The 14,111-nt window shown below is 71.6% G+C and carries 16 protein-coding genes; 2 read left to right on the top strand and 14 right to left on the bottom strand.

The features are described 5' to 3' along the window. Positions 1-16 precede the first annotated feature (16 nt). From DRV84_RS11020 to secG, 14 genes are all read right to left on the bottom strand, one after another. Positions 17-1,375 carry a glutamine synthetase family protein gene (locus tag DRV84_RS11020; RefSeq protein WP_115980522.1) on the bottom strand — a complete coding sequence of 453 codons (1,359 nt, stop codon included), beginning with the start codon at positions 1,373-1,375 and terminating at the stop codon, positions 17-19. After that, complete coding sequence (locus DRV84_RS11015; RefSeq protein WP_115980520.1) at positions 1,372-2,055, bottom strand: type 1 glutamine amidotransferase; 684 nt, start codon at positions 2,053-2,055, stop codon at positions 1,372-1,374. Before DRV84_RS11015 ends, DRV84_RS11020 begins: the two co-directional genes overlap by 4 nt. Before the next feature lie 55 nt (positions 2,056-2,110). After that, positions 2,111-3,463 (bottom strand): glutamine synthetase family protein, encoded by a 1,353-nt coding sequence (locus DRV84_RS11010; RefSeq protein ID WP_115980518.1) that lies wholly within the window; start codon positions 3,461-3,463, stop codon positions 2,111-2,113. A 43-nt stretch (positions 3,464-3,506) separates the two neighbouring features. Then, the gene (locus tag DRV84_RS11005) at positions 3,507-4,313 is read right to left on the bottom strand and encodes an ABC transporter permease (protein ID WP_115980515.1); all 807 of its coding nucleotides are present in this window, start codon (positions 4,311-4,313) and stop codon (positions 3,507-3,509) included. Continuing rightward, on the bottom strand, positions 4,310-5,194 hold the full coding sequence (locus DRV84_RS11000) for an ABC transporter permease (protein WP_115980513.1): 885 nt from the start codon (positions 5,192-5,194) through the stop codon (positions 4,310-4,312). The genes DRV84_RS11005 and DRV84_RS11000 overlap by 4 nt, the downstream gene beginning before the upstream one ends. Before the next feature lie 66 nt (positions 5,195-5,260). Continuing rightward, positions 5,261-5,977 carry a transporter substrate-binding domain-containing protein gene (locus DRV84_RS10995; RefSeq protein WP_115980510.1) on the bottom strand — a complete coding sequence of 239 codons (717 nt, stop codon included), beginning with the start codon at positions 5,975-5,977 and terminating at the stop codon, positions 5,261-5,263. 31 nt (positions 5,978-6,008) lie between these two features. Continuing rightward, entirely contained in the window at positions 6,009-6,785 is a 777-nt protein-coding gene (locus DRV84_RS10990; RefSeq protein ID WP_115980508.1) for an ABC transporter ATP-binding protein, read from the bottom strand. A gap of 110 nt (positions 6,786-6,895) precedes the next feature. Continuing rightward, positions 6,896-7,630, bottom strand: coding sequence for a PhnD/SsuA/transferrin family substrate-binding protein (locus DRV84_RS10985; RefSeq protein WP_115980505.1), 735 nt, complete (start codon positions 7,628-7,630; stop codon positions 6,896-6,898). After that, positions 7,627-8,067, bottom strand: coding sequence for a tellurite resistance TerB family protein (locus tag DRV84_RS10980; RefSeq protein ID WP_115980502.1), 441 nt, complete (start codon positions 8,065-8,067; stop codon positions 7,627-7,629). Before DRV84_RS10980 ends, DRV84_RS10985 begins: the two co-directional genes overlap by 4 nt. A 38-nt stretch (positions 8,068-8,105) precedes the next feature. Next, positions 8,106-8,546 (bottom strand): tellurite resistance TerB family protein, encoded by a 441-nt coding sequence (locus DRV84_RS10975; RefSeq protein WP_115980499.1) that lies wholly within the window; start codon positions 8,544-8,546, stop codon positions 8,106-8,108. Then, positions 8,546-8,839: a DUF1330 domain-containing protein gene (locus tag DRV84_RS10970; RefSeq protein WP_115980496.1), complete on the bottom strand. Its 294-nt coding sequence runs from the start codon at positions 8,837-8,839 to the stop codon at positions 8,546-8,548. Before DRV84_RS10970 ends, DRV84_RS10975 begins: the two co-directional genes overlap by 1 nt. 100 nt (positions 8,840-8,939) lie before the next feature. Beyond that, positions 8,940-9,746 carry a hypothetical protein gene (locus DRV84_RS10965; RefSeq protein WP_115980494.1) on the bottom strand — a complete coding sequence of 269 codons (807 nt, stop codon included), beginning with the start codon at positions 9,744-9,746 and terminating at the stop codon, positions 8,940-8,942. Next, the gene (locus DRV84_RS10960; RefSeq protein ID WP_115980491.1) at positions 9,746-11,389 is read right to left on the bottom strand and encodes a CTP synthase; all 1,644 of its coding nucleotides are present in this window, start codon (positions 11,387-11,389) and stop codon (positions 9,746-9,748) included. The genes DRV84_RS10965 and DRV84_RS10960 overlap by 1 nt, the downstream gene beginning before the upstream one ends. A gap of 203 nt (positions 11,390-11,592) precedes the next feature. After that, complete coding sequence (secG, locus tag DRV84_RS10955) at positions 11,593-11,967, bottom strand: preprotein translocase subunit SecG (RefSeq protein ID WP_115980489.1); 375 nt, start codon at positions 11,965-11,967, stop codon at positions 11,593-11,595. 176 nt (positions 11,968-12,143) lie between these two features. On the opposite strand from secG, the gene DRV84_RS10950 reads away from it, so the two are divergent. Further along, positions 12,144-13,436, top strand: a complete 1,293-nt coding sequence (locus DRV84_RS10950) for an adenylosuccinate synthase (RefSeq protein WP_115980486.1) — start codon at positions 12,144-12,146, stop codon at positions 13,434-13,436. Further along, the gene (locus DRV84_RS10945; protein WP_115980483.1) at positions 13,436-13,663 is read left to right on the top strand and encodes a DUF2842 domain-containing protein; all 228 of its coding nucleotides are present in this window, start codon (positions 13,436-13,438) and stop codon (positions 13,661-13,663) included. The genes DRV84_RS10950 and DRV84_RS10945 overlap by 1 nt, the downstream gene beginning before the upstream one ends. Positions 13,664-14,111: the final 448 nt, after the last annotated feature.

The following is a 14,111-nucleotide window of genomic DNA, read 5'->3' as shown; positions in this document are numbered from 1 at the left end:
GGGCAGACAGCCCCCCTCACACGTTCAACAGCAGGTGCTCGCGCTCCCAGGGGCTGATGATCTGCAGGAATTCCTCGTATTCGTTGCGCTTCACGGCGGCGTAGACGCGGGCGAAGTCCCGCCCGAGCGTTTCGTGCAGCCGCTCGGCCGCGTCGAAACGCTCCAGCGCCTCGCCGAGGATCTGCGGAAAATCGCCCTCGCCGTCGTAGGCGGTGCCGCGGAACTGCTTGGTGGGCCAGTCCTCGTCCATGAGCCCGAGGTAGCCGCAGGCGAGCGAGGCGGCGATGCCGAGGTAGGGGTTGCAGTCCATCCCCGCGACGCGGTTCTCGATGCGCCGCGCGTGCGGCGGCGCGATCGGGATGCGCAGGCCCGTCGTGCGGTTGTCGCGCGCCCACTCGAGGTTGATCGGCGCGGCGTAGTCCTTCACGTAGCGGCGGTAGCTGTTGACGTAGGGCGCCAGCACGGGGATCGCCGCGGGCAGGTTCCTCTGCAGCCCGCCGAGGAAGTTGAAGAAGGCGTCCGTCTCGCCGCCCTGCGGCCCCGAGAAGATGTTGCGCCCGGTCTCGCGGTCGATGACCGAGTGGTGGATGTGCATGGCGCTGCCGGGCTCGCCCTCGATCGGCTTGGCCATGAAGGTGGCGAAGCAGTCGTGGCGCAGCGCCGCCTCGCGGATCATGCGCTTGAAGAAGAACACCTCGTCGGCGAGCTTCACCGGGTCGCCGTGGCGCAGGTTGATCTCCACCTGTCCAGCGCCGCCCTCCTGCGTGATGCCGTCGATCTCGAAGCCCTGCGCCTCGGCGAAGTCGTAGATGTCGTCGATGACGGGGCCGTATTCGTCGACCGCGCTCATCGAATAGGCCTGCCGCGCGGCGGCGGGCCGCCCCGTGCGGCCCATCATCGCCTCGATGGGCTTTCCGGGGTCGGTGTTGCGCGCGACGAGGTAGAACTCCATCTCCGGCGCCACCACCGGGTCCCAGCCCTGCGCGTGATAGAGCGCGACGACCTGCTTGAGCACGTTCCGGGGCGCGAAGGGCACGGGCTCCCCGTCGCGGTCGAAGGCGTCGTGGATCACCTGCAGCGTCCAGTCGCCGGTCCAGGGCGCGGCGGTGGTGGTGGACATGTCCGGCTTCAGGATCATGTCCGGCTCGACGAAGTTGTCCGCGTCCGCCTCGGGCGTCCAGCCGCCGGTGATCGTCTGGAAGAAGATCGAGTTGGGCAGATGGAACTCGCTCTGCCGCGCGAACTTGGAGGCGGGCACCGCCTTGCCGCGGGCGATGCCGGGCAGGTCGGAGATGATGCATTCCACCTCGTCGAGGCGCCGCCCCTCGAGGTAGAGGCGCGCGGCCTCGGGCAGGCTCTGGATCCAGTCGCTCATGCGATCCTGCGCTCCCTGAAAAAGCGGGCGATCATCGCGCCCACCTCGGTCCGGTCGGTGGGTCTGTCGCCGGCGGCGAGCGCCGCGTCGAGCTTCTCGTCGGGCACCACGCCGCGCCCGCGCGTCTCGGCGAGGCCCTCGACCACGGCGAAGTCGAACTCCGGGTGCGCCTGCACCGTGAAGATCTCGCCGTCGTAGAGAAGCGCAGCATACGCGCAGTCGGGATGCGTCGCCACGACCTCGGCGTCCTCCGGGGCCTCGACGATCTGGTCCTGATGCCAGGCGTTCATCGCCACGGGCCGCCCGCCCCAGTCGTAGACGGTGCGCCCCACGGCCCAGCCGCCGGGCCATTTCACGACCCGCCCGCCGAGCGCCTGCGCGATGATCTGGTGGCCGAAGCAGATGCCGACGAGCGGCCGGCCGGCCGCGCGGATGTCGCGGATGAGTTGCTCCAGCGGCGGCATCCACGGGTGGTCCTCGTAGGCGCCGTGGCGCGAGCCGGTCACGAGCCAGCCGTCGGCGGCCTCGGGGCCCTCGGGGAAGGTGCCCGCCTCGACGTGCCATGTGCGGAACTCGAAGCCGTGCGGCCCGAGGAGCCGCGCGAACATCTCCGGATAGTCGCCCGAGCGGTCGCGGATCTCGTCCGGCGGGCGCCCGGTCTGCAGGATACCGATCAGCATGAAATCACCGATTGACACGTTTGACCTAGCCCGCGCCGCGCCCGGCCACAAGGGGTCAGGCGGTCTCGAGGTAGATCTGCCAGTGACGCTCGGGCGGGATCTCGACCAGCCGCCGCATCTCCTGGCGCTTCGTCATGCAGAGGTTGGCGACGAGCGTCTCGCCGAGGATGCGCCGCATCAGCGCCGAGCCCTCGATGCGCGCGATCGCCTCGGCCCAGTCGCCGGCCATCTGCGGCAGGTCGCGCTCGTAGGCGTTGCCGGCGATGGGTTCGGGCGGCGCGAGGCCGTCCTCGACGCCCGAGATCGCCGCGCCGAGGATCGCGGCGAGCAGCAGGTAGGGGTTGATGTCGCCGCCCGCGGCGCGGTGCTCGATCCGGCGCGCCTTGGCCGGGCCGGCGGGGATGCGGATCGCCGCGGTGCGGTTGTCGTAGCCCCAGCCCGCGCCGGTGGGGGCGTGCGCGCCGGGCACGAGGCGCGCGTAGCTCGGCCCGTGCGGGGCGAGGATCAGGGTCTGGTCCGGCATCGCCCGCAGGCAGCCCGCCACCGCCTGGCGCAGGATGTCCGAGCCCGCCGCGCTCCCGTCGTCGAAGACGTTGCGCCCCTCCGCGTCGAGCACCGAGAAATGCACGTGCATCCCGTTGCCCGCGTCGTCGGGGTAGGGCTTGGCGAGGAAGGTCGCCGCCATCCCGTGCCGCCGGGCGAGCCCGCGGGCGAGCGTCTTGAACAGCCACGCGTCGTCGGCCGCCGCCATGGCCTCGCGGTGGCCGAGCGTGATCTCGAACTGGCCGAGGCCCGCCTCGGAGATCGCCGAATCGACGGCGATCCCCATCGCGTCGCAGCCGGCGTAGAGATCGGTGAAGAAGGCGTCGAAGGCGTCGAGCTGGCGGATCGAGAGGATCGCGTGCCCCTGCAGCCGCCGCCCCGTCTGCGGGTTCACCGGCGGGCGCAGCGCCGCGCCCGAATCGTCGACGAGGGTGAACTCCATCTCCGTCGCCGCGCGCACCTGCCAGCCGCGCGCGCGATAGGCGTCGAGCGCCCGGGCGAGCGCGTGGCGCGGATCGCCGGCGAAGGGCGCGCCCGCCTCCTCGAACATCCACATCGGCACCAAGGCCGACGCCGTGTCGAGCCAGGGCATCGGCACCGGCCCGCGCTCGGTCGGGAAGAGCACCCCGTCCTTGTCGCCGGTCTCGAAGACGAGCGCGCTGCCCTCGATGTCGCTGCCCCAGACGTCGACGTTGAGCGCCGAGAGCGGCATCCGGAGCCCCGACGCCCCCAACTTCGCCGCCGCCGCGGCGGGCAGGCGCTTGCCGCGGAGCTGCCCGTTCAGGTCGCAGGCCGCGGCGCGGAAGGTCGTCACCGATCCGAGGTCGAGCGCGGCCCCGCGGGCATCGCCGTCGGCCGCGGCCATGGGGCGTCCGGACGCGTCGGAAGAGCCTGTGCGTGTCATCGGGTCACCGGATCACGTTGAGCCGGAGGCGCAGCCCGCGCCGTGCCTCCCTCGGCAGGTGGCGGTTCAGGCGGGCGTTGATCGCGCCGAAGAGCGCGATGATGCAGAGCGTCAGCAGGATGAAATAGCCCGCGAGGATCGGGTAGGGCACGAAGGGGTTGAAGGTCTTGTCCGCGAAGTAGTTGGCGTAATAGAGCGCGTCGCCTCGCTGTTGCCACGCCGGGAAGCCCGAGAAATAGACGAGCGTGGTGGCGTGGAAGAGAAAGATCGCCTCGTTCGTGTAGGCCGGCCAGGCGAGGCGCAGCATGGTGGGCCAGACGACGCGCCGGAAGCGCGGCCAGCCCGAGAGCCCGTAGGCGTCGGCGGCCTCGAGCTCGCCCTTGGGGATAGCGCGGAGCGCGCCGTAGAAGATCTCCCCCGAATAGGCGGCGGTGTTCAGGAACAGGACGATCGTCGCGCCCGCCCATGCGCTCGTGAAGGCGTCGAAGGCCGGCGCCACGGGCTTCAGCGAGAGAAAGAGGAAGTAGGCGAAGAAGAACTGGATGAAGAGCGGCGAACCGCGAAAGACGAAGATGAACCACTCCGAAGGCTTGCGCAGCACCCGAGCGCGCGCCGCCTTGCCGAGCGCCACCGCGTTGGCGAGCAAAAACCCCGCGCCGAGGGCCACGACCGCGAAATAGACGTTCCAGATCAGGCCCGAGCCGATGAGCGTGAATTGCTGGCAGAGCGTGAAATCCTCCCGCGGGAGGAGCCGCTCGCCGATGCCGACGGAGCGCAGGGCGTAGTCCGCGATGGTCTCGAGGCAGCTCACGCGCCGGCCCTCCGCTGCGCGGCGCCCTCGGCCGTCGCCTGCCCGCGCGAGAGCCGGACGGTCAGCCGCTCCAGCACGATCTCGGAGACGCGCGTGAAGGCGAGGTAGAAGACCAGGAGCGCCAGGAAATACCACATCCGCCAGTCGCCGTGCGGGTAGTCGGTGAAGCGCGGCGTCTTGGACGACCCCAGCTCGCGCGCCCAGTAGACGATATCCTCGACGCCCAGCAGGAAGAGAAGCGGCGTCGCCTTGATGAGCACCATCCAGAGGTTCGAGAGGCCGGGGATGGCATAGATCCACATCTGCGGCACGAGCACCCGCCAGAAGGCCTGCTGGCGGGTCATACCGTAGGCCTCGGCCGTCTCGATCTGCGCGCGCGGCACGGCGCGCATGGCCCCGAAGAGCACGTTCGCCGCGAAGGCGCCGAAGACGATCGCGAAGGTCAGAACCGCGAGCAGGAAGCCGTAGGTCTCGTGCACCCACTGCGGCGCGGTGCCGAGCGGCAGCTTCGCGGCCTGGCAGACGATGAAGTCGTTGCCTTGCCGCACCGGTTCGTCCCAGTCGGGGCAGAGCATCTGATGGCGCGTCCACTCGAAGATCTGGTCGAGCGCGATCACGAAAAAGAGGAAGAAGGCGATGTCCGGCACGCCGCGCACGATGGCGATGTAGCCCCGCCCGAGGAGCGACACCGGCAGCAGCCGCGACCGCGCCGCCGCCGCCCCCGCGAAGCCGAAGGCGAGCGCCGTGGGCGCGGTGATCGCGAGCAGGAGAAGGACGGTCCCGAACGACAGGTAGAAGCTCATGTGCTTCCCCGTCGTCAGGTAGCAGGCGAGCCACTGGACCGTCCCGAGCGCGTCGGGATCCGTGCAGAACGAAAAGATGGCTGTCCCCCCGGCGTGGTGGGCGCGGGCCCCGCGGCCCGCGCCCGTCCCGTGCCACTCAGGCGATCAGAACTGCGTGGAGACGTCCCACTCGGCGATCAGCTCGTTGAGCGTGCCGTCGTCCTTCATGGACTGGATCGCCGCGTCGAAGGTCTCGCGCAGCTCCGGGTCGCTCTCGCGGAAGCCCATGCCGACGCCGCCGCCGAGCGCGACGTCCGGACCCGCCCAGACGAGCTCGGGGTCGTTCTCGACGATCGGGGCGAGGAACGACTTGTCGGCCAGCACCGCGTCCGCCTCGCCGCTCTTGACGGCGGCGATCGTCTCGTCCGGCGTGGCGTATTCCACGAGCGTCGCGCCCTGTTCGGCGACGTAGCCCGCCTGAATCGTGCCGGTCTGCGCCGCGATCACGCCGCTCTCGACGTCCACGCCCTCCGACATGGCGGCGAAGGCCGACGGATCGGGCGGGGTGTAGTTCTGCGAGAAGTCGATGACCTCGTCGCGCTCCTCGGTGATCGACATGCCGGCGATGATGGCGTCGTAGTTGCCGGAGACGAGGTTGGGGATGATCGAATCCCAGTCGTTCGTCACCCAGGTGCACTCGAGCTCGGCGCGTTCGCAGAGCTCGTCGCCGAGCTCGCGCTCGAAGCCGTCGATCTCGCCGTCGTCGTTGATGAAGTTCCACGGCGGGTAGGCGCCCTCGGTGCCGAGGCGCACCACGTCCTGCGCGGCGGCCATCCCGGCGGAGACCGCCAGCGCCGCCGAGGCGAGAATCAGTCGTTTCATGGTCTGCACTCCCTCTCTGGTTTCATGTTGGTCAGGCGGCGCGGGTCGAGGACAAGAAGCCCTGCAGCCGCTCCGACTTGGGCGCGCCGAAGAGCGCCTCGGGCGGACCTTCCTCCTCGATCAGGCCCTGATGGAGGAAGATCACCTGGCTCGCGACGTCGGCCGCGAGCTTCATGTCGTGCGTCACGATGAGCATGGTGCGCCCCTCGGCCGCGAGATCCTTGATGACGCGGACGACCTCCTGCTCGAGCTCGGGGTCGAGCGCGCTGGTCGGTTCGTCGAAGAGGAGCGCCTCGGGCTCCATGGCGAGCGCCCGCGCGATCGCCGCGCGCTGCTGCTGCCCGCCCGAAAGCTGCGCGGGCCAGGCGTCGGCTTTGTCGCCGATGCCGACCTTGTCGAGATAGCGCCGCGCGGCCGCCTCCACCTCCGCCCGGTCGCGCCGCAGCACGGTGAGCGGCGCCTCCATCACGTTCTGCAGGATGGTCATGTGCGCCCAGAGATTGAACTGCTGGAACACCATGGACAGGTTCGTGCGGATGCGGATCACCTGACCCGGGTCGGCCGGGTGCCGGTCAAGGCCCGTGCCGCGCCAGCGCACGGGCTCGCCCTTGAAGAGAATCTCGCCCTGCTGGCTGTCCTCCAGCAGGTTGAGACAGCGCAGGAGCGTCGATTTCCCGGACCCCGACGAGCCGATGAGCGCCAGCGTCTCGCCCCGCGCGGCCGAGAGGCTGACGCCCTTCAGCACCTCGAGGCTGTCGTAGGCCTTGTGCAGGTCGCGGACCTCGATGACGGGCGGCTGATCGGGCAAGGCGCGTCTCGTGACGTTTCCGTGAACGCGCACACTAGGGCGCAAAACGCCGCAGGATGCAATGACCAACGCGAAGGAAGATGGCGCGGCGGCCGCGCTCTGCCCGCCGCTCAGGCGCTCGGCAGGGGTGGCGCCGGCGGCTGCGCCAGATAGACCGCCGCCGGGATCGCCACGAGGCCGCGCAGATCCAGCGCCGCGCGGTCCTCCGGGGGTAGCGCGGCGATGCCCGCCGCGACCGCGCGCGCGATGCGGTCCGCGTCCCGGCGGGCGGTGATGAGCGGCAGGCCGGGGGAGGGCGGCGTGGCGCCTGCGACCTCGAGCGCCTCCGCCACCGGGTCGTGGCGCGCGATCAGGCGCCAAGTCTGCGCGTCGAGCGCGGCGAGGTCGGCCGCCCCCTCCGCCACCGCGCGGGCGGAGGCGGCGTGCGATCCGGTCACCGTGAGCGCGCCGAAGCGCCGGCCCGTCGCCGCGAAATGCGCCGCCGGCGCGGCCCAGCCCGACTGCGAGAGCGGGTCGTTCAGCGCGAAGCGCGGCGCGCGCGCGTCGAGGCGCGCCGCCTCTCCCGCCCGCGTGACGTAGACTGAGCGATACCAGCCGGGCGCGCAGCCCGGCAGGCCGTAATCCGGCGTGCCGACCAGCGCCACGCGATCCGATAGCCGCGCGCGGTAGGGCAAGCCGCAGGTCTGTGCGAGCAGGAGGTCCGGCGCCTCCCAGACCTTCCAGGGGTCCGGCGCCTCGGTCAGCCGCGCCGGACCCTCGCCGAGCGCGGCGCGGATGGCGGCCCAGAGCCGCGCGGTCGCGCCCGCCGTCTCGGGGCGGGCGTACATCGGCAGCGCGGCGATCACCCGCCGGCTTCGACCCGGCGGCGCGCGCGCCCGCTATCCACGTCCGAGACGCCGAGCAGGTTGGTGGCCAGCCGCATCAGCGCGTTCTCGTGATCGTCGCGCACCCCGTCGGCGAGCACGACGGCCCAGAGCGCCTCGATCACGCCGAGGCGGTCGTCGTAGGGCACCGCGTCCTTGATCGCGCGGGTGAAACGCACGGTGTCGGGCGCCTCCGCCTCCAGCGCCTCGGCCTCGGACTGGAGCTTCTGCGCCTCGAAGGGGGAGAGGCCGAAGCGCTCCGCGGCGATCCGGCCGATCAGGTGGCGTTCCTCCTCGGCATAGTCGCCGTCGGAGCGGGCGACGCGGACGAGAAGGGCCGTGAGCGCGACGCGCGCGTCGTCGTCGGCCAGGGGCTCGGGATCGGGAGCGGTGAGACGCTTGAGGAAATCTGCGAACATGGGGGGCATATAGCCGCGCAGGCCGCGGGCGCCAATGGTCAGGGAATCGAGCGCGCGGCGTCGCGCAGCGCGGCGCTGTCGTAGTCCGCGATGCCGAGCGCCGTCTCGATCGCGCCGACGGCGCTCTGTTGATCGGCGTGCGCCACGCCGTCGGCCATCATCACCTGCCAGAGCGCCTCGAGGATGCCGAGCCGCTCGGCGTAGGGCACGCAGTCGCAGAGCACCGCGGCGAAGCGCTCGGTCCCGGGCAGGGCGCGCTCCAGCCGCTCGGCCTCCGCCCGGAGCTTCGCCGCCGCGACCGGGTCCAACTCGAAGCGCGCGGCGAGGATGCGGTCGATGCGCGCGATCTCCTCGAAGAGATAGACCCGGTCCGACTTCGCCACCCGCACCAGAAGCGCGGCGAGCGCGTGCGGCACGTCGGTCTCGGGCAGCGGCGCGGGCGCGGGATGCGTGAGGCGCGCGACGAGCTCGCGAAACATCAGCCCGCGTAGCCCTCGACGATGATCAGATCGACCTCCGCCGCGCCCTCGCGCAGCGCCTTGGCGCGCTGGTACTCGGGGCTGTCGTAGCAGGCGCGCGCGGCCTCCACGCTCGGGAATTCGAGCACGACCGAGCGCGCGGGCCAGCCGCCCTCGCGCGTCTCCTGCGCGCCGCCGCGCACGACGAAGCGCGCGCCGAATTTCTCGAAGGCCTCCGCGTTCGCGCGCCGGTAGCGGTCGTAGGCCTCCGGGTCCGTGACCTCCATCCGCGCGATCCAGTAGCCCTTGGGCATCGGTGCCTCCCTTGCGACGCTCATCGGCCCGTCTCCGGGCCGCTTCGCGAGCGCCCCGGACCGACGCGGACCATCGCGCCGCCCGCACTGGGCGTCAAGCTCACCCGATGGGCGCCGGGCAGCCGAAGCGCAGATCGTCGAAGGAGACCCCGCCCGGATCGCGGTTCTCCAGCGTCAGCCCGGCGATGGCGCCCTCGGCGTCGAGAAACCCGTGCGCCGAGATGCCCTCCGGCGCGGTGATCGTCACGCGCCCGATTTCCGCTCCGTCGCGGGCGTGGAAGGTGGCGTCGATCTCGCCCGTGTGCCCCTCGGTCGTGCCGAAGGCGTCGACGTATTCGGTGTGCACCCGAAACCCCACGGCGCAGGCGTCCCGGGTGAAGCGGATCGCCACGCTCCCCTCGCCGCGCGCCTCCGGGGCGGGCTGACCCAGCGGCCCCAGCGGATAGAGCGCCATGGAGCGATAGGCGGTATGGAGCGACAGGCTCAGCCCCTCGCCGGGCGCGCCGGGCTCGACCGCGAGCGGGGCCGAGGGCCGCCCCGCCAGCCGGTCGTGCGGCCCGCCGTCGTCCACCCGCACCGCCTCAAGTCGCTGCCCCGCGAAGCGCTCGCCCAGCCGCGCGCCCGCGACCGCGAGCCCGTGGTCGAAGCTGTAGCCCGGGTAGGCCTTCGCCGGCAGCCGGTCGAAGGTGACGAGCCGCGGCGCGAGCGGCGGCAGGTCGTCGTAGGGGACGGGGGTGAGGCGGTCGGCGGCGGCCGCCGCCGGAAGGACCGCCAGCGCGAGCGCCCAGACGCGACGGAGGGCAGCCCGCGCCGCGCCGGGACGCCCCCCGGAACAAGCGTCGGTGCCCGCTGCGGCAGTGCCGGGGACGCGCGGCGGCAGGGTCATCTTCGACCCGAACGTGCCCATCACACCAGCCGGCTCATCTCCTTCGCCGCGCGGATGAAATCGGCGAAGAGCGGGTGCGGCTCGAAGGGGCGGGACTTGAGCTCGGGGTGGAACTGCACGCCGACGAACCACGGGTGATCGGGCCATTCCACGATCTCGGGCAGGCGGCCGTCGGGCGACATGCCGGAGAACACCATGCCGGCGGCCTCCAGCTTCTCGCGGTATTTGACGTCCACCTCGTAGCGGTGGCGATGGCGTTCCGAGATGCGGCGCGCGCCGTAGATCCCGGCCACGCGGGAGCCCTCGGTCAGCACCGCCTCGTAGGCGCCGAGGCGCATGGTGCCGCCCTTGTCGTCCTCGGGCCGCCGTTCGATCCGCGCCTCGCCCTGCACCCATTCCTTCAGGTGGTAGACGACCGGGGTGAAGCGGCGCGCGCCCGCCTCGTGGTCGAACTCCTCCGAGCCCGCGTCGGGCAGTTCCGCGAGGTTGCGCGCCGCCTCGATCACCGCCATCTGCATGCCGAGGCAGATGCCGAAGTAGGGTACCTTGTGCGTGCGCGCGAACTCGGCGGCGCGGATCTTGCCCTCGGTGCCGCGCTCGCCGAAGCCGCCGGGCACGAGGATCGCGTGGAAGCCCTCGAGGTGCGGCGCCGGGTCCTCGCGCTCGAAGATCTCGGCCTCGACCCACTCGACGTTGACCTTCACGCGGTTGGCGAGGCCGCCGTGGGTCAGCGCCTCGGCGATGGACTTGTAGGCGTCGCCGAGTTGCGTGTACTTGCCGACGATGGCGATGTTGACGGTGCCCTCGGGGTGGCGCAGGCGGTCGCCCACGTCCTCCCACTTGGCGAGCTCGGGGCGCGGCGCGGGCGAAATGCTGAAGGCGTCGAGCACCGCCTGATCCAGCCCCTCGCGGTGGTAGGCGAGCGGCGCCTCGTAGATCGAGCCGAGGTCGTAGGCCGCGATCACCGAGTCGGGGCGCACGTTGCAGAAGAGCGCGAGCTTCTCGCGCTCCTTCTGCGGGATCGGCTTTTCGGAGCGGCAGACCAGCAGGTCGGGCGCGATGCCGATGGAGCGCAGCTCCTTCACGGAGTGCTGCGTCGGCTTGGTCTTGAGCTCGCCCGAGGCCGCGATCCACGGCAGCAGCGTCAGATGCATGAAGATGCACTGCCCGCGGGTCTTTTCCTGCGCGAACTGGCGGATCGCCTCGAAAAAGGGCAGCCCCTCGATGTCGCCCACGGTGCCGCCGATCTCGCAGAGCATGAAATCGACCTCGTCCTCGCCCTGGCGGATGAAGTCCTTGATCTCGTCGGTGACGTGGGGAATGACCTGAATCGTCTTGCCGAGGTAGTCACCCCGGCGCTCCTTCTCGAGCACGTTGGAATAGATCCGCCCCGAGCTCACGCTGTCGGTGCGCCGCGCCGCGACGCCGGTGAAGCGCTCGTAATGCCCGAGGTCGAGGTCGGTCTCCGCGCCGTCGTCGGTGACATAGACCTCGCCATGCTCGAAGGGCGACATCGTGCCCGGATCGACGTTCAGGTAGGGGTCGAGCTTGCGCAGCCGCACGGTGAAGCCGCGCGCCTGCAGGAGCGACCCGAGCGCCGCCGAGGCCAGACCCTTGCCGAGCGACGAGACGACCCCGCCGGTGATGAAGATGAAACGCGCCATGCCCGGCGTTCTCCCGTGACGGGGGCCGGCCCGGGACGCCGCGTGGCGCCGACCGGACGGCCCGAAACCTCTGCGCGGCCCGCCGGCCGCCCTTCGACACGGGGCTCAAGCGTTACACGAGCCGGCCCGGCCTGTCCAGCCGTCCACCACATGCTGTAACGTCAAGGGCGAACCCCGCTAGGAGTGGTGGTGCGCGGCCCCGCTCACTCCGCCCGAGGGACGAGCGGCGCGTCGGCGTCCTCCTGCGGCGGGGGCAGCAGCCCCTCCGCGTCGGGCAGCACCGGGCCGCCTTCCTCAGCGGGCGCCTCGACGTCCGCATCCTCGCCGAGGCGGTCGAGCACCGAGGTGCCGGTCGCGTTCTCCGCGGCGAAGATCGTGAGCGTGAGCGAGGTCGCGATGAAGGCGATGGCGAGCGCCCATGTCACCTTGCCGAGCGCGGTCGCCGCGCCCCGGCCGCTCATCGCGTTGCCGCCGCCGCCGCCCATGCCGAGGCCGCCGCCTTCGGACCGCTGCATCAGGACCACCCCGATCAGCGACAGGGCGAGCAGCAGGTGAACGATGAGGACGACGTTTTGCATGGAACCCCGCGCGCAACTTTCCGCGTCCCCTTAGGCGAAGCGTGCGACGGGGGCAAGGGAGGAGCGCGCCGCTCGGCGGGGCGATTTGCGGTTTCGGGCCCGTCGCGCCCCGGCTATACGGGCGCGGGCCTTTCGGGGCCCGGGTTTTCGGAGCGCATCGGACAGGAGCGGCGGCGATGGCGAACGTGGTGGTCGTGGGCGCCCAGTGGGGCGACGAGGGCAAGGGCAAGATCGTCGACTGGCTGAGCGAGCGCGCCGACGTGATCGCCCGCTTCCAGGGCGGGCACAACGCGGGCCACACCCTCGTCATCGGGGATCAGACCTACAAGCTGCACGCGTTGCCCTCGGGCGTGGTGCGGCCGGGCAAGCTTTCGGTGATCGGCAACGGCGTGGTCCTCGATCCCTGGCACCTCGCGCGCGAGATCGCGACGCTGAGAGAGCAGGGCGTCGCCGTCACGCCCGAGACGCTGATGATCGCGGAGAACGCGCCGCTGATCCTGCCCTTCCACGGCGAACTCGACCGCGCGCGCGAGGCGGCGGTGAGCGTGGCGAAGATCGGCACCACCGGCCGCGGCATCGGCCCCGCCTACGAGGACAAGGTGGGCCGGCGCGCGGTGCGGGTGGCCGACCTCGGCGATCGCGCGACGCTCGAGGCGCGGGTGGACCGCGCGCTCGTCCATCACGACGCGCTGCGCCGCGGCCTCGGCCTCGAGCCGGTGGACCGCGCGCGGCTCATGGCCGACCTCGAGGCCGTGGCCGAGACGCTGCTGCCCTTCGCCGCGCCGGTCTGGCAGGTGCTGAACGAGAAGCGCCGCGCGGGCCGCCGCATCCTCTTCGAAGGGGCGCAGGGCGCGCTGCTCGACATCGACTTCGGCACCTATCCCTTCGTCACCTCCTCCAACGTCATCGCGGGGCAGGCGGCGACCGGCACCGGCATCGGTCCCGGCGCGGTCGATTACGTCCTCGGCATCGTCAAGGCCTACACCACGCGCGTCGGCGAGGGGCCGTTTCCGACCGAGCTCGACGACGCCGACGGCCACCGCCTCGGCGAGCGCGGGCACGAGTTCGGCACCACGACCGGGCGCCAGCGGCGCTGCGGCTGGTTCGACGCGGCGCTCGTGCGCCAATCGATCGCGACCTCGGGCATCGACGGCATCGCGCTGACGAAGCTCGACGTGCTCGACGGCTTCGAGACGCTCAGGATCTGCACGGGCTACGCGCTCGACGGGCGGCGGCTCGAGCATCTGCCGACGGCCTCCGATCAGCAGGCCCGGCTCACGCCCATCTACGAGGAGCTGCCCGGCTGGGCCGAGTCGACCGAGGGCGCGCGCAGCTGGGCGGACCTGCCCGCGAACGCGATCAAATACGTCCGCCGGGTGGAGGAGTTGATCGGCGCCCCGGTGGCGCTACTCTCCACCTCGCCCGAAAGGGACGACACCATTCTCGTCAAGGACCCGTTCTCGGACTGATGACCCTCAGCTACAAGTCCCGCCGCCGCTGGTCGCTCGTGATCCTGCTCGTCGGACTGCCGCTCTACATCATGGCGGCGGTGACGGTGGTGGGGTGGTTCGACCGGCCGAGCATCCTCGTCGAGTTCCTGATCTACGCGGCGCTCGGCGTGCTCTGGGCGCTGCCCTTCAAGTTCGTGTTCAAGGGCGTCGGGCAGGCCGACCCCGACGCGCCGCCCGAGGAGTGAGCGCGCCGCGCCTGGGAGGGGCTGCGCGGTGGCCGGGTGGCCCGGGGCGCCCTGCGCGAAAGGGCGGAACGGGGGGCGTGCGTAGATCCCTTGGTCTTGCGAAGCCTCCGCAGCGGCACCCGTTGAACGGCCGCGTCTGCGCTACGGCGCGTGTCACGGAGTCGCAGGATCGGAAGGCGGAACGCGAGGAGGGCGTCCCGGCGCGCAGGCTCGGGGCTGAGCTACGCGCGCGCTCGCTTATTGGCATGGGCGTCGAGCGCACCTGTTGGCCGAACTACTTGGGCCGGCGCCGCGGCGCGGGCCGTCCGGACGCGCGGTCACGATCCCGACTGGTCGCGCAGCGCCCCCGCATCGTCTGCCCGCGGTCCCTCCGCCCGCCGACGCTCCGGCGGGGAGTTATGCTCGAAAATAGGTGATGGGACCTGCGAAGGCGGCGTATCGTGGCGGG

This window comes from Rhodosalinus sediminis, from assembly GCF_003385555.1.
Classification (GTDB): domain Bacteria; phylum Pseudomonadota; class Alphaproteobacteria; order Rhodobacterales; family Rhodobacteraceae; genus Rhodosalinus; species Rhodosalinus sediminis.
This window is presented reverse-complemented; position numbering and strand designations above follow the sequence as displayed.